This window comes from Cupriavidus sp. HY129, assembly GCF_059492215.1.
This window is the reverse complement of sequence record NZ_CP083254.1, coordinates 2,581,233-2,598,475: the sequence shown is the minus strand read 5'-3', so window position 1 is coordinate 2,598,475 and position 17,243 is coordinate 2,581,233. Positions and strand designations below refer to the sequence as shown.

14 protein-coding genes are annotated in these 17,243 nt (G+C 63.9%); 7 read left to right on the top strand and 7 right to left on the bottom strand.

Annotated elements, in window-relative coordinates:
- Positions 1–25: 25 nt before the first annotated feature.
- A complete protein-coding gene (locus K6G35_RS11885) occupies positions 26–2,389 on the top strand; it encodes a UvrD-helicase domain-containing protein (protein ID WP_495675759.1) in 2,364 nt (787 codons plus the stop codon).
- Between the two features lie 49 nt (positions 2,390–2,438).
- Here the strand turns inward: K6G35_RS11885 and K6G35_RS11880 are convergent, their stop codons facing one another.
- The 4 genes from K6G35_RS11880 to K6G35_RS11865 form a co-directional block, all read right to left on the bottom strand.
- Positions 2,439–3,242 carry a BPSS1780 family membrane protein gene (locus K6G35_RS11880; protein ID WP_008649812.1) on the bottom strand — a complete coding sequence of 268 codons (804 nt, stop codon included), beginning with the start codon at positions 3,240–3,242 and terminating at the stop codon, positions 2,439–2,441.
- A 6-nt stretch (positions 3,243–3,248) separates the two neighbouring features.
- Positions 3,249–4,235 (bottom strand): homoserine kinase, encoded by a 987-nt coding sequence (locus K6G35_RS11875; RefSeq protein ID WP_495675758.1) that lies wholly within the window; start codon positions 4,233–4,235, stop codon positions 3,249–3,251.
- Positions 4,236–4,404: 169 nt separating this feature from the next.
- The gene (locus K6G35_RS11870; RefSeq protein ID WP_008649820.1) at positions 4,405–4,824 is read right to left on the bottom strand and encodes a DUF2782 domain-containing protein; all 420 of its coding nucleotides are present in this window, start codon (positions 4,822–4,824) and stop codon (positions 4,405–4,407) included.
- A 174-nt stretch (positions 4,825–4,998) separates the two neighbouring features.
- Positions 4,999–5,805, bottom strand: a complete 807-nt coding sequence (locus tag K6G35_RS11865; RefSeq protein WP_411431813.1) for an LOG family protein — start codon at positions 5,803–5,805, stop codon at positions 4,999–5,001.
- Between the two features lie 145 nt (positions 5,806–5,950).
- On the opposite strand from K6G35_RS11865, the gene polA reads away from it, so the two are divergent.
- The 4 genes from polA to K6G35_RS11845 all read left to right on the top strand — a co-directional run bounded on the left by polA (position 5,951) and on the right by K6G35_RS11845 (position 12,394).
- Positions 5,951–8,755: a DNA polymerase I gene (gene polA, locus K6G35_RS11860; RefSeq protein WP_035884804.1), complete on the top strand. Its 2,805-nt coding sequence runs from the start codon at positions 5,951–5,953 to the stop codon at positions 8,753–8,755.
- Between the two features lie 232 nt (positions 8,756–8,987).
- Positions 8,988–10,391 carry an NAD(P)/FAD-dependent oxidoreductase gene (locus K6G35_RS11855; protein WP_286881532.1) on the top strand — a complete coding sequence of 468 codons (1,404 nt, stop codon included), beginning with the start codon at positions 8,988–8,990 and terminating at the stop codon, positions 10,389–10,391.
- A gap of 128 nt (positions 10,392–10,519) precedes the next feature.
- Positions 10,520–11,395 carry a dienelactone hydrolase family protein gene (locus K6G35_RS11850; RefSeq protein WP_008649833.1) on the top strand — a complete coding sequence of 292 codons (876 nt, stop codon included), beginning with the start codon at positions 10,520–10,522 and terminating at the stop codon, positions 11,393–11,395.
- 123 nt (positions 11,396–11,518) lie between these two features.
- Entirely contained in the window at positions 11,519–12,394 is an 876-nt protein-coding gene (locus K6G35_RS11845; RefSeq protein WP_186424897.1) for a ZIP family metal transporter, read from the top strand.
- Between the two features lie 22 nt (positions 12,395–12,416).
- On the opposite strand, the gene K6G35_RS11840 is transcribed toward K6G35_RS11845, so the two are convergent.
- From K6G35_RS11840 to K6G35_RS11830, 3 genes are all read right to left on the bottom strand, one after another.
- On the bottom strand, positions 12,417–13,274 hold the full coding sequence (locus tag K6G35_RS11840; protein ID WP_035884808.1) for a sulfurtransferase: 858 nt from the start codon (positions 13,272–13,274) through the stop codon (positions 12,417–12,419).
- 53 nt (positions 13,275–13,327) lie between these two features.
- Positions 13,328–14,248: a DMT family transporter gene (locus K6G35_RS11835; protein ID WP_008649840.1), complete on the bottom strand. Its 921-nt coding sequence runs from the start codon at positions 14,246–14,248 to the stop codon at positions 13,328–13,330.
- A gap of 199 nt (positions 14,249–14,447) precedes the next feature.
- Positions 14,448–15,551 carry an aromatic ring-hydroxylating oxygenase subunit alpha gene (locus K6G35_RS11830; RefSeq protein WP_495675757.1) on the bottom strand — a complete coding sequence of 368 codons (1,104 nt, stop codon included), beginning with the start codon at positions 15,549–15,551 and terminating at the stop codon, positions 14,448–14,450.
- A gap of 459 nt (positions 15,552–16,010) precedes the next feature.
- Here K6G35_RS11830 and K6G35_RS11825 point away from each other — a divergent pair, with 459 nt between their 5' ends.
- Positions 16,011–16,319 carry an exodeoxyribonuclease VII small subunit gene (locus tag K6G35_RS11825; RefSeq protein WP_008649843.1) on the top strand — a complete coding sequence of 103 codons (309 nt, stop codon included), beginning with the start codon at positions 16,011–16,013 and terminating at the stop codon, positions 16,317–16,319.
- Entirely contained in the window at positions 16,316–17,200 is an 885-nt protein-coding gene (locus K6G35_RS11820; protein WP_008649845.1) for a polyprenyl synthetase family protein, read from the top strand. The genes K6G35_RS11825 and K6G35_RS11820 overlap by 4 nt, the downstream gene beginning before the upstream one ends.
- Positions 17,201–17,243: the final 43 nt, after the last annotated feature.

The following is a 17,243-nucleotide window of genomic DNA, read 5'->3' as shown; positions in this document are numbered from 1 at the left end:
GGCCTATCCTTCCGGCCCTGCTCCGATGTCCAGTCTGCTCGTCAATCTCAATGCTGAACAACTCGCCGCCGTCACATTACCTGACGAGCCGGCCCTGATCCTGGCCGGTGCGGGCAGTGGCAAGACCCGTGTGCTGACCACGCGGATCGCGTGGCTGATCCAGAACGGCCGTGTGTCCCCGGCCGGCATCCTGGCGGTGACCTTCACGAACAAGGCCGCCAAGGAGATGCAGACCCGGTTGTCGTCGATGTTGCCGATCAACACCCGGGGCATGTGGATCGGCACGTTCCATGGCCTGTGCAACCGGATGCTGCGCGCGCATTTCCGTGACGCCGGCCTGCCGCAGACATTTGCGATCCTGGACTCGCAGGACCAGCTCTCGGCGATCAAGCGGCTGCTCAAGGGGCTGAACGTCGATGACGAGAAGTACCCGCCCAAGAATCTCCAGTATTTCATCAACAACGCCAAGGAGCAGGGCCTGCGCCCGGCCGACGTCGAAGCCAATGACGATTTCAATCGTCGCTTCGTCGACCTGTACGCGGCCTACGACGAGCAGTGCCAGCGCGAGGGTGTGGTCGACTTCGCCGAGTTGTTGCTGCGCTGCTACGAACTGCTGCGTTACAACGACGCGATCCGCCAGCACTACCAGCACCGTTTCCGCCACGTGCTCGTCGACGAGTTCCAGGACACCAACGTGCTGCAGTACCAGTGGCTCAAGCTGCTGGCCGGCTACGGCTCGGGCAATGCCGCGGCGGTGTTCGCCGTGGGCGACGACGACCAGAGCATCTACGCGTTCCGTGGCGCCAACGTCGGCAATATGCGCGACTTCGAGCAGGAATTCCGCGTTCGCCACCTGATCAAGCTCGAGCAGAACTACCGCTCGCACGGGCATATCCTCGATTCGGCCAACCACCTGATCTCGCACAATGCGCGCCGACTGGGCAAGAATCTGCGCACCGACGCCGGGCACGGCGAGCCGGTGCGCGTGTTCCAGGCAGGTTCGGACGGCCAGGAAGCCTCTTGGATCGTCGAAGAAATCCGCGACCAGATTGCGCAGGGCATGTCGCGCTCGGAGATCGCGATCCTCTATCGCAGCAATGCGCAGTCGCGGGTCATCGAACACGCGCTGTTCTCGTCGGGTATCCCGTACCGGGTGTACGGCGGCCTGCGTTTCTTCGAGCGCGCCGAAGTGAAGCACGCGCTGGCCTACCTGCAGTTGATCGAGAACCCGCGCAATGACGCCGCATTCGGGCGGGTGGTCAATTTCCCCACGCGCGGCATCGGCGCGAAGTCGCTCGAAGTGCTGCAGGACGCGGCGCGGCAATACAACTGTTCGTTGGCCGAAGCAGTGGCCTACGTGCCCGGCAAGGCCGGTAGCTCGTTGGGCGCCTTCATCCGGTTGATCGAGCAGATGCGTGCCGAGACCAGCCGGATGACGCTGGCGCAAACGGTCGAATACGTGACCAACACCAGCGGCCTGATGACGCACTACCAGACCGAGAAGGAAGGTCAGGACCGCATCGAGAACTTGCAGGAACTGGTGACGGCCGCGCAGGCATTCGTGGTCGAGGAAGGCTACGGGCTCGAGGCGCTGGGCCGCATGCTGCCGGCGAACCGCGATGCCACGCCGGCGCTGGCGCAGGGCGAACAGGACCAGCAGGTGCTGGACCCCGAACAGTTGCCCGTGGTGATGACGCCGCTGGTGGCGTTCCTGACCCACGCGTCGCTGGAGGCGGGAGACAACCAGGCGCAGGCCGGCCAGGATGCGGTGCAGATGATGACCGTGCACGCGGCCAAGGGGCTCGAGTTCAATGTGGTGTTCATCACCGGGCTCGAGGAAGGCCTGTTCCCGCACGAGAACAGCGCGATGGAGGCCGACGGTCTGGAGGAAGAGCGCCGCCTGATGTATGTGGCCATCACCCGCGCGCGGGAACGGCTTTATCTGTCGTTCGCCCAAAGTCGCGTGCTGCACGGCCAGATGCGCTATCACGTGCGGTCGCGCTTCTTCGAGGAGCTTCCCGAGGCCTCGCTGAAGTGGATCACTCCGCAGGGCCAGGCCTACGGTACCTATGGCTCGGGCAGCGGACGCCAGTCATCCGAGCGCGAAAGCGCGTGGGGCCGCGACTGGTTCAAGCGTGCCGAGGACGTGCCCTATACGGGCGTCAAGCCGACCGGCGGCATGGACACCGGCAAAAACTACGCCGAAGAAAAGCGCGCCGCGGCCACTGGATTCCGCGTGGGCCAGAGCGTGTTCCACAACAAGTTTGGGGAAGGCAAGATCAAGGCGCTGGAAGGCGAGGGCGCCGATGCGCGCGCGAACATCGACTTCAAGCGCCACGGCACCAAGTGGCTGGCGCTGTCGGTGGCGAAGCTGGACGCGATCGATTGATGAGGGGGGTCTCCCCACTTCCGCACGTGGAAGCGGGGAGAAAAGAGGATCAGGACTGCGCCACGCTATCGTTCGCCGTCTCACCCGGCGGCGCGATGTTGAAGCAGCCGCGGTACGTCGCGTAGAACGAGCAGTAGAGGATCGCCAGCATCAGCAGCGAGTACGGCGTGATCAGGAACGACAGCACGGTATCCGCGCCGATCGAGGCGAACACTACCTCGAGGAACAGCGGCACTACCACCAGCAACAGCGCGAACAGCAGGGCGTAGGTGAAGAACGCGCCACGGTTGCGCCAGCAGGCGGTCCAGCTGAAGAACAGCGCCTTGACGGGCGGCACGCCATGCCAGGCGGCGAGCATCGGCGCAAACCAGAACATCATTGCCACCGGTGTGTACAGCAGCGCGCCGATCAACAGTGCGTAATACAGTTGCCGTACCGCTTCGCCGGAGGGCTCCTCGCCCTTGAGCACCATCGGCGCCAGTGCGCTGATGTCGACCACGGCCGTGGCGATGAAGCTCAGCGCGAACACCAGCACCGCGTAAATGCCACCCAGCACCAGCAGGTTGCGGGTGGCCTGTTTCCCGTTCGTGCGGAAGCCCGATAGCAATATCGTGGGCAATACACGCTTGTTCTGGATGACGTCGCGGCAGGCGGTCATCACGCCCACAGACAGGCCTGGGGTGAACACCAGCAGCGCGATGATGCCGAACAGCGGCACGAAGATCGCCAACTGCGCGGCAATCAGATAGATAAACAACAGCATCAGGAATGCCAGCGGGTTCTTGCGGAACAGCCAGATGCCCTGGCGGAACCAGACGTAGCCTTCCTTGGCGGAAACTTCCAGTAGTTGCATGGCGAATCAGATCCAGGGGAGCGCTGCGGCGTCGTCGATGCGGCGGCGCAGGATGCGTTCGAAGTGGGTCGGATCGTGCGGCTGGAGCATATCGGCCTCGCGCGGCAGGTAGAAGTCCCACAGGCGCGATACCCAGAAGCGCAGCGCGCCGGCGCGCAGCATATCTTGCCAGTGCGCCGCCTCCACTGCCGTCAGGGGCCTGACCGCATGATAAGCCCGCAGCATGGCCTGCGCACGTTCCATGTCGATGGTGCCGGTCGCGAGGTCGATGCACCAGTCGTTGACGGTGACGGCCAGGTCGAATAGCCATTTGTCGTCGCCGGCAAAGTAGAAATCGAAGAAGCCGCCGAGCCGGTGGTTGCCGGCGCTGTCAGTGTCGAACAGCGCGTTGTCGCGGAACAGGTCGCAGTGGCAAGGGCCACCCTGCAGCGCGGCGTAGTCACCGCCGTCGAAAAACGCGGTCTGGTGCGCGATTTCCTCGGTCAGCAGCTTGCGCTGCGCGGCATCGAGGAAAGGCGTGATTTCCGGGGTGGTCTGCTGCCACCACGCCAGGCTGCGCAGATTCGGCTGCTTGCGTGGATAGTCCTGGCCGGCGATATGCATGCGCGCCAGCATTGCGCCGACTTCGGCGCAATGGTCGGGCTGCGGTGCAAGTTGCGAGGCGCCGGGCAGGCGCGTGACGATGGTCGCCGGCTTGCCCTTCAGTTCGCGCAGGATCTCGCCGTCGCGGGCTGGCATCGGCGCCGGCACGCAGATGCCGTGCCGTGCCAGATGGTCCATCAGGTGCAGGTAATACGGCAGCTGGTCGAATTGCAGCCGTTCAAAGATCGTCAGTACGTACTCACGTGTGACGCCATCCTGCTCCATGGTCAGGAAAAAGTTGCTGTTCTCGATGCCCGAGGCAATGCCGCGCAGCGCGCGCACTTCGCCAAGGTCATAGTCAAGCAGCCAGCGGGCGATCTCGTCCTGCGAGACCGTGGTGAAAACGGCCATACTGTTCTGTTGGTGCAATTCGGGACGCGACGAACCGAGGGCGGATGGCAATGGCGGTTCGCCGCCGCGGCATCACTGCCGGAGGGCCGGCGCGACCTTCGCCAGGCGCGAGCGCCCGGCGAGGATCGTGGGTAAAAAGACAATCAGGATAACGGGAAAGGCTGCCGTATCAGAACTTCAGGTTCACGGACGGCACGCGGTTCACGTCATGGTCACGAATCTTGGGCGAGCTGTCTTCGGGCTTGCTCATTTCGTACTTGGTGCCGAAACCGGACTGAACCTGGATATCGGTGGCCCGACCCTTGTTGCGGTACTCGGTCACCTGCGTGCCATCGCGCTCGCGCAGCACGAAGCTCGGCTCGCGCGGTTTGTTGATCTCGCTCTTCGCGGCAGGGGCGATCGGTTGGTTGTTGATTTCGTTCAGTTCCTGCTGGGTCAGCGCATTGCTTTCCGCGTTGTCCTGGGCCACGGCATGGGTGGTCACAGTCAGTGCAAGCGCAGCTGCAGCAAGCGCAAGAAGGTAGCCATGACGGCCAATGGCCGTCGGGACATTGGCGAGCCTGGCACCCGTATGCGAAGGGGAAGTCATCTGGGGCTCCTGTGCGTGCGGGCCAGCTGCCCAGCGACGCGGATTTGGCCTGCAAGGACCCGGCGGTGCCGGATCTGGCAGGAGAATGCTTCCATTCTAGCAATTCCTGTCGGTTCCGGGCCGCTCTCGTGCCCTAGCGTCCACCCGCCAGCGCCGCCGGCGGGCGTCCATGCCTTACAGATAGAACATTTCTTCCTTGGGCGGAATCGGATGCTCTCCGCCGCGCTTTTCGTAGTACTCGTAGACGGCTTCGAGCACTTCCTGCGGCTCGTCGACGATCTTCATCAGGTCCAGATCGTGCTCGGCGATCAGGCCCATCGGCAGCAGCGTGAAACGGAACCAGTCGAGCAGGCCCTTCCAGAAGCGGCTGCCATACATCACCACGGGCACGGAACGAGACTTGCCGGTTTGTACCAGCGTCAGCACTTCGGCCAGTTCGTCCAGGGTGCCGAAGCCGCCCGGCATGACGATGAATGCGTCCGAATTCTTCACGAACGTGACCTTGCGCGTGAAGAAGTGGCGGAACCGCATGGCGATGTCCTGGTACGGATTGCCCTGTTGCTCGTGGGGCAATTCGATATTCAGGCCGACACTGGCGGACTTGCCCGCGTGCGCGCCCTTGTTGGCCGCTTCCATGATGCCGGGGCCTCCGCCGGAGATGACGGCAAAGCCGGCATCCGAGAACAGCCGGGCGATTTCGATGGTCTTCTGGTAGTAAGGCGAGTCCTCGCGCAGGCGCGCGCTGCCGTAGATCGAGACGGCCGGGCGGATCTCCGAAAGGTACTCGGTCGCCTCGATGAACTCTGCCATAATCGTGAACATTTGCCACGAGGCGCGCGCCTTCTTGGCCGTGGCGCGGTCTTCATCGGCCAACGCGCGCAGGCTTGGAATCATCTTGCGCGGATTCGCGCGCGCTGCCGCATCGCGTGCGGCAGCTTCCTGCTCGTCGGGGCCTTTGCCTGCCTCGGCGGCATCGGCCATGGCGGCAATGGCAGCAGCATGTGCGGCCGCTTTGTCGGCCCGCTGGTCTGCCTTGTTACCGGCAACGTCAGCAATGTCTGTAGCGGCAAGGGGGGCGGCGTCAGCACCGCCTGCGGGGGCACCAGTCAATTTTGAGTCCATGGGAATGTCGGATAGTCCAAAAACACTCTTGCTCGTCGATGGATCGAGCTATCTATATCGCGCGTATCACGCTCTGCCGGACCTGAGGAATGGCGAAGGTCTGCCCACCGGGGCAATCTACGGCATGATCAATATGCTGCGCAAGCTGCGCAATGATTACCCGGCACAGTATATCGCCTGTGTGTTCGACGCCAAGGGCAAGACGTTCCGGGATGACATGTATCCGGCATACAAGGAGCATCGCCCGTCGATGCCTGAGGACCTTGCGAAGCAGATCGAGCCGATCCACGAGGCCGTGCGCGCGCTTGGCTGGCCGATCGTGGTCGTGGAAGGCGTGGAGGCCGACGACGTGATCGGCACGCTCGCGCTCCAGGCGTCGCAGCAGGGCGTGAACACGGTCGTTTCTACGGGCGACAAGGATCTTGCGCAGCTCGTCAATGACACCGTCACGCTGGTCAACACCATGAGCGGCGAGGTCCTCGATCCGCCGGGTGTGGTGGCGAAGTTCGGCGTGCCGCCCGAGCGCATCGTCGACTACCTGTCGCTGATCGGTGACGCGGTGGACAACGTGCCTGGCGTGCCGAAGGTCGGTCCGAAGACCGCCGTCAAATGGCTGACCGAATACGGCACGCTGGACGAGATCATGGGCAACGCCGAGAAGATCAAGGGCGTGGTGGGCGAGAACCTGCGCAACACGCTCGAATGGCTCCCGCGCGCGCGGGAACTGGTCACGGTCAAGACCGATTGCGACCTGAGCGGTGCCGTTGCCGATTTCCAGGCGCTGCACGACCTTGGCGAAGACAAGGAAAAGCTGATCGCGTTCTTCCAGCGCTACGGATTCAAGTCGTGGCTGCGCGAGGCAACCGGTGAGTCGCTGCCGAACGCACGCGCGGCAGCGCGCGCGGTGCCGAAGCCCGCGCCGGCGCAGGGCGGGCTGTTCGATGCGCCGGCCCAGGCCGACGCCCCAGTCGAAGATGTGCCCCCGGCCGAGATCAACTACGAGACCGTGACCACCGAGGCCGCGCTCGACGAATGGCTGCGCAAGATCGCCGATGCGCCGATCGTCGCCGTCGACACCGAAACGACCTCGCTCGATCCGATGCTGGCGCAGCTCGTCGGCATCTCGCTGTCGGTCGAACCGGGCGCGGCTGCCTATATTCCCGTGGCGCATCGCGGCCCGGACGTCGCGGGCCTCGAGAACCATGGCCAGCTCTCGCGCGAGTACGTGCTCGAGCGTATGCGCGGCTGGCTCGAGGATCCGGCGCGTCCGAAGCTCGGTCAGCACCTGAAGTACGACTCGCACGTGTTTGCCAACCACGGCGTGGCGCTGCGCGGCATCGCGCATGACACGATGCTGGAAAGCTACGTGCTGGCTTCGTACCGCAATCACGGCATGGATAGCCTGGCCGAGCGCCTGCTGAGCCTGAAGACGATCACGTATGAGGAAGTTTGTGGCAAGGGTGCGAACCAGATCGGCTTCGACCAGATCGACCTGCCGCGCGCCACGGAATACGCGGCCGAGGATGCCGACGTGACGCTGCGCCTGCATCGCAAGATGCTGCCGCAGCTCGAGGCATCGGAAGGGCTGAAGTACGTCTACGAACAGATTGAGATCCCGGTCTCGGTGGTGCTGCAGAAGATCGAGCGCAACGGCGTGCTGATCGATGCCGACCGCCTGGCCGCGCAGAGCGCCGAGCTGGGTCTACGCATGATGGACCTCGAGCGCGCCGCGCACGATGCGGCGGGCCAGCCGTTCAATCTCGGATCGCCAAAGCAGATCGGCGAGATCCTGTTCAACCAGATGAAGCTGCCGGTGGTCAAGAAGACCGCCAGCGGCGCGCCGTCGACCGATGAAGAGGTGCTGCAGAAGCTGGCGGACGACTATCCGCTGCCCAAGCTGCTGCTGGACTACCGGGGCCTGTCGAAGCTGAAGTCCACCTACACGGACAAGCTGCCGAAGATGGTCAACCCGAATACCGGGCGCGTGCATACGAGCTACGGGCAAGCCACTGCGGTGACGGGCCGCCTGGCATCGACCGACCCGAACCTGCAGAACATTCCGGTGCGCACCGAGGAAGGTCGCCGCATTCGCGAGGCGTTCATCGCCGCGCCCGGCAACGTGATCGTCTCGGCCGACTATTCGCAGATCGAACTGCGCATCATGGCGCATATCTCGGGCGACGAGAACCTGCTGCGCGCGTTCGCCAATGGTGAGGATATTCACCGTGCCACGGCCGGCGAAATCTTCGGCGTCGAGCGCGAGGCCGTCAACAGCGAGCAGCGCCGCTATGCGAAGGTGATCAACTTCGGTCTGATCTATGGCATGAGCGCGTTCGGGCTGGCCAGCAACCTTGGCATCGAGCGCGAGGCGGCCAAGCACTATATCGACCGCTACTTCATGCGTTACCCCGGCGTGGCGCACTACATGGAGCAGACGCGCCAGACGGCGCGCGAGCAGGGCTATGTCGAGACTGTGTTCGGCCGCCGCCTCTGGCTGCCGGACATCAACGGCGGCAATGGCCCGCGCCGTCAGGCCGCAGAACGCGCGGCCATCAACGCGCCGATGCAGGGCACCGCGGCCGATCTGATCAAGCTGTCGATGATCGCCGTGCAGGACTGGCTCGAAGGCGAGAGTCTCGGCACGCGCCAGATCATGCAGGTGCATGATGAACTGGTGCTCGAAGTGCCGCAGGCCGAACTCGAACTTGTCCGCGTGAAGCTGCCCGAGCTGATGTGCGCGGTGGCCACCCTCAATGTGCCGCTGGTTGCCGAAGTGGGTAGTGGCGCGAACTGGGAAGAGGCCCACTGATCCTCGCGAAGAGGATGTCCTCAACGCGATGCCGATGTATGCATAAGAGTACGGATTGAAGCGACTGCGGAAGGCTTGTCAGGGGTGCTGCTCTGCAGCACACTGGCAACAATGAACGCATTTGCGGTACATCAAGAAATGCTGCAAGAACATCGGCTTCGCGGCGCAAGACGACAATAGAAAGTCGCCGACGAGGCCTGCCGGTTTTCAAATTGAAAACATCGGGTAGACCATGAGTCACGCATACGACAAAGAGGACAGCACGCAGAGGGAGGCGGCAACCGTAAGTACCCAGCCCAGCACGGTGGCACGATCGGAGAAGCAGGCACACCGGATCATCGTGGTCGGCGGCGGAGCCGGCGGGCTCGAGCTTGTCACGCGGTTGGGCGACAAGCTTGGCAAGTCTGGTACGGCGCAAGTGACGCTGGTCGACCGCTCGCCCACGCACATCTGGAAGCCGCTGCTGCACGAGGTGGCGGCGGGCAGCATGGACCCGAACACGCATCAGCTCGAGTACGTGGCCCAGGCGCGTTGGCACTACTTCGAATTCCAGCAAGGTGAACTGACCGGCATCGATCGGGAGCGCAAGCTTGTCAAGGTGGCGGCGTGTCTCGATCAGGATGGCGCGGAGTTGCTGCCTGCCCGGGAGTTGCCGTATGACACGCTCGTGCTCGCCATCGGTTGCGTCACGCATTTCTTCAGTGTGCCTGGAGCCGCTGAGAACGCGATCGCGCTCGATACGGTCGATCAGGCAGAGCGCTTCCGGCGCAAGCTGATTGCCGCGTGCGTGCGCGCGCAGAACGGCCGGGGCCGAGTCGGTGAGGATGGCCGTCCACGGGTCGACGTGGCGATCATCGGCGCCGGCGCGACGGGGGTCGAACTGTCAGCGGAGTTGCGCAATACGGCGCACGTGCTCAATGCGTACGGGCTGCACCAGCTCGATCCGCGTCGCGACGTACGCATCCATATTGTCGAGGCGGGCCCGCGCATCCTGCCGGCGCTGTCGGAGCGGGTATCGGCCGAGACGACCAAGCTGCTGCGCAAGCTCGATGTCGACGTGTTCACCTCGGAACGCGTGACCGAAGTCACGAAGGACGCCGTGCTGACCGCCAGCGGCAAGCATGTCGATGCCGATCTGACGGTGTGGGCGGCGGGTATTACCGCGCCGGGTGTGTTGCGCACGCTCGGCCTGCCAGTCAGCAAGATGGGCCAGATCGTCGTGGGCCCGACGCTGCAGTGCGAGACGGATCCGGACATCTTCGCGTTCGGCGATTGCGCTGCCGCGCCGTGGCCCGAGAAGCAGACCACCGTGCCGCCGCGCGCTCAGGCCGCGCACCAGCAGGCAACCTTCCTCTATGACGCGATTCGTGCGCGGCTGGCTGGCAAGCCGCTGCCAAAGTTCGGCTTCAAGGATTTCGGCTCGCTGGTGTCGTTGGGCCACTTCAGCGCAGTGGGCAGTCTGATGGGTGGCCTGATCGGTGGTTCGATGTTCATCGAGGGGCTGTTCGCGCGCTTCATGTACACGTCGCTGTACCGGATGCACGTAATGGCGCTGCATGGAGCCATTGGCATGGGGCTGGACACCATCACGCACTGGCTGCGCAGCAAGACCAGCCCGCGCGTGAAGCTGCATTAGGCGCAGCGGGCGGAGGCCGGCGCCACCCAGGATGCGTGCCGCCGGCCCCACTTGTTCCAGGATTGCTTAGAATTGGCGGCGATGTCTGCATCACTTATCCGATTTTCCGTGATCAAGGAGACCGCCCCATGCTGAAGCCCGAAGTCGAAAGCCTCGTTCCTGGTCAGACGTTCGACCGCCGCAGTTTCGTCAAGACCGCACTCGGATCGGCTTTCGCGGCCGCCGTGCTGCCGGTTCACGCCACGACCATCAAGACCGATTTCAAGGGCCTGACGGCTGGAGAGGTCACGGTCGAGTCGAATGGTTTCAAGATGCCGGTCTACCGCGCACAGCCCGAAGGCAAGACAAACCTGCCGGTGGTGCTGGTGATCAGCGAGATCTTCGGCGTGCACGAACACATCGCGGATATCTGCCGCCGCTTCGCCAAGCTGGGCTATCTGGCGATTGCGCCCGAGCTGTTCGCGCGTCAGGGTGACCCGAGCAGCTACGGCACGATCCAGGAGTTGCAGGCCAATATCATCCAGAAGGTGCCCGACGCCCAAGTGATGGGCGATCTCGACGCCTGCGTGGCCTGGGCCGGCGCCAATGGTGGCGACCTGAGCCGTCTGGCCATTACCGGGTTCTGCTGGGGAGGTCGCATCACGTGGCTTTACACGGCGCACAACAATCGGGTGAAGGCCGGCGTGGCGTGGTATGGGCAGCTTGTGGGCGAGCCGACAACGCTCAAGCCGCGCAATTCGGTCGATATCGTCAACGAACTCGATGCGCCGGTGCTGGGTCTGTATGGCGGCAAGGACACTGGTATTACGCAGGAGCAGGTGGAGCGGATGAAGGCCGCGCTGGCCGCCTCTTCCAATCCGAACGCCAAGGCGTCGCGGTTCGTGGTCTACCCGGAAGCCGGGCACGCCTTCAACGCCGACTATCGCGCCAGCTATGTGGAGTCGGCTGCCAAGGACGGCTGGCAGCGCTGCCTCGACTGGTTCCGTCAACACAAGGTCGCCTGACCTGACTCGCCGGAAGGGCCATCAGGTCCATCTGGCCCTTCCGGCGTTGCGGTCATTGCAAAGACTGTGCGGACGTACGTACAATGCCGCTTTCACGTTTTTGCAACATTGTTGCGTTAATCGGTGGCGCCTGCCCGACTCCGGGCGGACACCGGTTCCGGGGAGCCCATCATCCATTCCACGCTTCTTTACATCCTGCTGGCCGCGACAATCTCGGGCGTCGGCAGCATTTTTGGCGCGGCGCTGCTCTCGCTGACTGTCGCGTCGCGTGTGGTGGAGCGCATGGTGAGCTTTTCGGTCGGAGTGCTGCTGGCCACCGCGCTGCTGCATTCGCTGCCCGAGGCTTTCGAATCCGGTGCCGATCCGCGTGCTCTGTTCGGCACATTGTTGGCGGGGCTTCTTGGCTTCTTCCTGCTGGAGAAAATCTCGCTGCTGCGTCATTCGCATCACCACGAGGGCGACGGGCATCATCACCATCACGGGCATGACCGCGAGGAAGCGGGGCGCAGCGGCCTGACGATCCTGGTGGGCGACACCTTCCACAACTTTGCCGATGGCATCGTGATTGCCGCCGCGTTCCTTGCCAATCCGCATATCGGCATCGTCACCGCACTGGCGATCGCCGCGCACGAAATCCCGCAGGAAGTGGGCGACTTCATCGTGCTGCTGAATGCCGGGTTCTCGAAGGCGCGCGCGTTTGCGTTCAACCTGCTGTCGAGCCTGGCGGCCATCATCGGCGGGCTGGTCGGATATTTCCTGCTCGACCAGCTCACGGCCTGGATTCCATACGTGCTGGTGATCGCGTCGAGCAGCTTCCTCTACATCGCCGTGAGCGATCTGATGCCGCAGATGCAGCGCAAGCCGCGACTCAAGGAGTCGGCGGTGCAGGTGGTGCTGGTGGCGGCCGGCATTGCGGCCATCGTCTTCATCACGAATGGCGTGCACGAGCAACACGGGCATCGCCACTCGCGCACCGCCGCCGGGGTGACATCGAACTGATGTCGCTGGCGGGAATTCCGGCTTAGCTGCCGGTGGCGACTGGCCGCTTCGGGTCAGCGCACCATTCGCTCCAAGAGCCCGGATAGAGCGCCGCGCCGGTCAGGCCGGCGACTTCCAATGCCAGAAGATTGTGGCAGGCCGTGACGCCCGAGCCGCACTGCATCACCGTCTGCGCCGGGGCCTTGCCCGCGAACACCTGTCCGAAGTCGGCGCGCAACTGATCGGCCGGCTTGAAGTAGCCGTCAGCCGTCAGGTTGTCCTTGAAGAAACGATTGGCGGCGCCGGGAATATGGCCGCCCACCGGGTCGAGCGTTTCGTTTTCGCCACGGAAGCGGTCGGCGGCGCGGGCGTCGACGACCAGCAGCGAAGGCTGGCTCAGGTTCGCCACCAGCGCGTCGGCATCCACGGTCTTCACCAGTGACGCACGGCGCGTCAGGTTACCTCCGATCTCCGGCTCGGTCGTTGCGCCATGCTCCAGCGGCAGCCCAGCCGCCACCCACGCATTGCGTCCGCCATCGAGCACGAGCGCCGCGGCATGGCCGACCCAGCGCAGCATCCACCAGAGCCGTGCGGCATACATGCTGCCTTGTCCGTCATAGGCCACGACCAGCGTATCGTCATCAACGCCCAGCACGCGCAGGCGCGCCGCGAACAGTTCGGCATCAGGCAGCGGGTGGCGACCGCTGAGGCCCGTCTTCGGTCCGGAGAGTTCGTTGTCGAGGTGGAGGTAATACGCGCCGGGGATATGGCCCTGTTGATAGCTATCGCGGCCGGCGGCGGGGTTGGTCAGGTCGAACGAGCAGTCGAAGACGACCACGCGCGGCTTGCCGGCGGCGCGCAGTTGGTCGAGTTCGGTGGCGGTGATCAGCGGAGTCGGCATGAAAGTCCTGTCTGCGTTACGTGTCGGGAACATGCCGCCAATGCTACACCGGCCTACACCTCCGGATGCACCTCGGCCTCGAGTGACTTGACCGGGGTGGCCGGCGTGGGGTGTTTGTCTGTAGCGCGTGCGCGGGTGAGCGTGGTGGCGATGCCGCTGGCTACGATCAGTGCCATGCCCAGCCACGAGATCCAGTTGAGCTTGTCGCTCCACACCAGGATGCCCCACAGGCTGGAAAACACGATGCCCGCGTACTGCAGGTTGGCGGTCAGCAGCGTGTTGCCGCGCTTGTAGGCGCGCGTCATCGACGTCTGGCCAAGCGTGGCGAGGATGCCAATCGCCAGGAGCAGGCCCGCGCTATGCCACGTGTGCGGGCTCACGCCGGTAAACAGCATCCAGACCAGGCCGCACACCAGCCCCACGGCCGAGAAGTAGAACACGATGCGGCCTTCCGGCTCGCCCAGTTGGCCGAGTTGGCGCACTTCGACATAGGCCAGCGCCGTGAACACGCCCGAGATCAGGCCGATCAGGCCGCCAGTGAGCTGGTCCTGGCCAACCGAGGGTTGCAGCAGACAGATCACGCCGGCAAACGACAGCAGGATTGCGCCGATCAGCTTGCGATCCGCCGCCCCGGCCGTACCGGCAAGCGCGGCGCTGGCGCCGAGGATCAGGGCGATCCAGACCGGCGACATGTAATTGAGCGTCATGGCCGTGGCCAGCGGCAGCATCGAGATCGAGGTGAACCAGAGCAGCAGTGCCGTCACGCCGAACACGCTGCGCTTGATGTGAGTGGCCATGTGCGGCGTGCTCACCGGTACTCCGCGCGAGGCCAGCATGATCCACATGATCGTCACGCCGATGAGGCTGCGATAGAAGACGATCTCGCCCGTGGTGTAGAACTCGGCCGCCAGCTTGACACCCACCCCCATCAACGAGAACGAGAAGGCGGCGAACAACATCCAGAGCGATTGCATGATGGCGGGGAGGGCGAGGGGGCGGAACGGAAGCGTGTGCCGGTGTCGGCACGGCGCCAAAGGCAGGCAAACCGTTGTAAAAGCAACGAATAAGAGACGGATTCTAGCAGTGCTCCGGCGGCCGCACCAATGCAAAACGGACCGCTCTCGCGGTCCGTTTGCTGGCATCCACCGATAACGGGCGATCAGCGCACGCCTGTTACCTGTTGTAGTCCATCACGCGGCGGTACCACTCGTGGAAGTGCTGCATGCCGTCTTCCATCGGAGACTGGTAGGGGCCGGTCTCGCTGATACCGCGCTTCATCAGCGCCAGGCGGCCAGCGTCCATGCGCTCAGCGATCTCGTCGTCCTCGATGCACGTTTCCATATAGGCAGCGCGCTCGGCCTCGACGAAATCGCGCTCGAACAGCGCGATTTCCTCGGGGTAGTAGAACTCGACGATATTGCGCGTCTTGCGCGGGCCCAACGGGTGCAGCGTCGAAATGCAGAGCACGTTCGGGTACCACTCCACCATGATGTTGGGGAAGTAGGTCAGCCAGATCGCGCCGTGCTTCGGCAGTTGCCCGTTGTTGAAGCGCAACACGGCCTCGTGCCACTTCTCGTACGTAGGGGTGCCCGGGCGCTTCAGGCCAGCATGCAGGCCCACGGTCTGCACGCTATGCCAGTCGCCGAATTCCCACGTGAGGTCGTCGCAGGAGACAAAGCTGCCCAGGCCCGGGTGGAACGGCACGACGTGATAGTCCTCCAGGTAGACCTCGATGAAGGTCTTCCAGTTGTAATCACAGTCGTGGACTTCCACGTGGTCGAGCTTGTAACCGTCGAAGTTCAGGTCCTGCGCCACGCCGAGCTTTGCCAGGTCGGCGCGCACGTCGCGCTTGCCCTCGAACAGCAGGCCGTTCCAGTTCTGCAGCGGCGAGCGGTTCAGGTGCGTGCAGGGTTGCTTCTCGAAGTGCGGCGCGCCGAGCAGGCCACCCTTGAGATCGTATGTCCAGCGATGCAGCGGGCAGACGATGTTCCTGGCATTGCCGCGGCCGTTGAGCATGATGGCCTGGCGATGGCGGCACACGTTCGACAGCAGTTCGATGCCGTCAGGATTGCGCACCAGCATACGGCCTTCGTCCTCGGCGGCCAGTGTCTGAAAGTCGCCGGTCTCCGGCACCATCAGTTCGTGACCGACGTAGCCGGGGCCATTCTTGAACAGCAGTTCCAGTTCTTGTTGATGCAGTGCCTCGTCAAAGTAGACATTCACGGGCAACTGCGAATCAGCCGGCGCCAGCTTGAGCGCGGTGCTGAGATTGGACATTATCCCCACTCCCTATAACAGGCGAAAGCAGTGAACAACCCAACCATCGAAATATGAATCGATTTGGGAAACCGTGTCAGACGAGCAGGATCCGGCCAGGTTCCCCCGGGGTTAGTGATGGGGAAAATGTGCCCGCCGACACACCGCGTATGAGCGGTCATGTTGGTGCGGACGCAACGGCCTGGAACTCGCTGACGAGCCCGGGATTGTACCCGAGCCAAAAAGTTAAGGGCCTGATTTTTTTGCCTTTTTAGCGAAAAAGTCGACCCGGGTCGTCATGGAGGTGCCCTTTCGGGCGCATTCCGAATGACGACCCGGCCGCACACGTCACTTCCCTGTCAAAACCCGGTGCCAGGTAGATATCCACATGGACGATATGGCTATTGCGCCGGTCAGGCGATTCTGCGACCAAGCTCAGGATTGGCGTAAAATCCCGGATTCCCCTGATGAAGGCCTGACATGCCAAGAACCACGACCGCCCCGGTCCAGCCTGAAGATACGCCGGCCGCCAGCGTGCCGCCGGCTTCCTATGAGGCCGCAATGGCCGAGCTGGAAACGCTGGTGGCGAGCATGGAAAGCGGCGATCTGCCGCTCGAGGCATCGCTTGCCGCCTACCGCCGCGGTGCCGAGCTGGTGCGTTTTTGCCAGCAGAGCCTGGAGCGCGTGGCGCAGCAGGTCAAGGTACTCGAAGGTGACGCACTGAAGCCGCTTGCCGGCGAGTCGCGCACCCAGAACAACGCAGATAGCAACAGCGCAGATTTCGAATGAGCGATTTCGCCACCTGGATGCGGGCGCAGGGCGCCCGCACCGAAGCCGCTTTGGAAGCGGCCCTACCGTCCACGGACACAATTCCACACACCCTCCATGAGGCGATGCGCTATGCTGTGCTCGGCGGTGGCAAGCGTGTGCGCCCCCTGTTAGTGCACGCTGCGGGCGAGGTGGTCGGTGCGACACCCGAGGCTTGCGATGCCGCAGCATGTGCCGTCGAGATGATTCACGCCTATTCGCTGGTCCACGACGACATGCCCTGCATGGACGACGACGATCTGCGCCGCGGACGTCCCACGGTCCACAAGGCCTATGACGAGGCCACGGCCCTGCTGGTGGGTGACGCATTGCAGAGCCAGGCGTTCATCGTGCTGGCCCAGACCCCGGCACTGGCCGCGGAAGCGCGCCTGAAAGTGGTGGCGGAACTGGCCGTGGCATCGGGCTCGGTGGGCATGTGCGGTGGACAAGCCATCGATCTCCAGAACGTCGGCAAGGCCATGACCCGTGAGGCACTCGAAGGCATGCACCGCATGAAGACTGGCGCCCTGTTGCGCGCCAGCGTGCGCATGGGTGCGTTGTGCGGAAACATCGACCAGGCCGGCCTTGTGGCGCTTGATCGATATGCCGCGGCCGTGGGATTGGCGTTCCAGGTCGTGGACGATATTCTCGACGTCACTGCCGACACGGCAACGCTTGGCAAGACGGCGGGCAAGGATGCCGCGAACGACAAGCCGACCTACGTGTCGCTGCTTGGCCTGGATGCCGCACGCGAACTGGCTGCCCAGCTTCGCACCGACGCCCACGAGGCGCTGGAGGGATTCGGCGCACGCGCTGGCCGGCTCGCCGAACTGGCCGACCTGATCGTGCTGCGCTCAAACTGAACTGAAAAGCCGGACGCACAGAATCCGGCGGCCGAACGGACAC

Coding starts and splice junctions, on each gene's coding strand:
- K6G35_RS11885 (WP_495675759.1), top strand. CDS start 26: ATGTCCAGTCTGCTCGTCAATCTCAATGCTGAACAACTCGCCGCCGTC.
- K6G35_RS11880 (WP_008649812.1), bottom strand. CDS start 3,242: ATGCAACTACTGGAAGTTTCCGCCAAGGAAGGCTACGTCTGGTTCCGC.
- K6G35_RS11875 (WP_495675758.1), bottom strand. CDS start 4,235: ATGGCCGTTTTCACCACGGTCTCGCAGGACGAGATCGCCCGCTGGCTG.
- K6G35_RS11870 (WP_008649820.1), bottom strand. CDS start 4,824: ATGACTTCCCCTTCGCATACGGGTGCCAGGCTCGCCAATGTCCCGACG.
- K6G35_RS11865 (WP_411431813.1), bottom strand. CDS start 5,805: ATGGCCGATGCCGCCGAGGCAGGCAAAGGCCCCGACGAGCAGGAAGCT.
- polA (WP_035884804.1), top strand. CDS start 5,951: ATGTCGGATAGTCCAAAAACACTCTTGCTCGTCGATGGATCGAGCTAT.
- K6G35_RS11855 (WP_286881532.1), top strand. CDS start 8,988: ATGAGTCACGCATACGACAAAGAGGACAGCACGCAGAGGGAGGCGGCA.
- K6G35_RS11850 (WP_008649833.1), top strand. CDS start 10,520: ATGCTGAAGCCCGAAGTCGAAAGCCTCGTTCCTGGTCAGACGTTCGAC.
- K6G35_RS11840 (WP_035884808.1), bottom strand. CDS start 13,274: ATGCCGACTCCGCTGATCACCGCCACCGAACTCGACCAACTGCGCGCC.
- K6G35_RS11835 (WP_008649840.1), bottom strand. CDS start 14,248: ATGCAATCGCTCTGGATGTTGTTCGCCGCCTTCTCGTTCTCGTTGATG.
- K6G35_RS11830 (WP_495675757.1), bottom strand. CDS start 15,551: ATGTCCAATCTCAGCACCGCGCTCAAGCTGGCGCCGGCTGATTCGCAG.
- K6G35_RS11825 (WP_008649843.1), top strand. CDS start 16,011: ATGCCAAGAACCACGACCGCCCCGGTCCAGCCTGAAGATACGCCGGCC.
- K6G35_RS11820 (WP_008649845.1), top strand. CDS start 16,316: ATGAGCGATTTCGCCACCTGGATGCGGGCGCAGGGCGCCCGCACCGAA.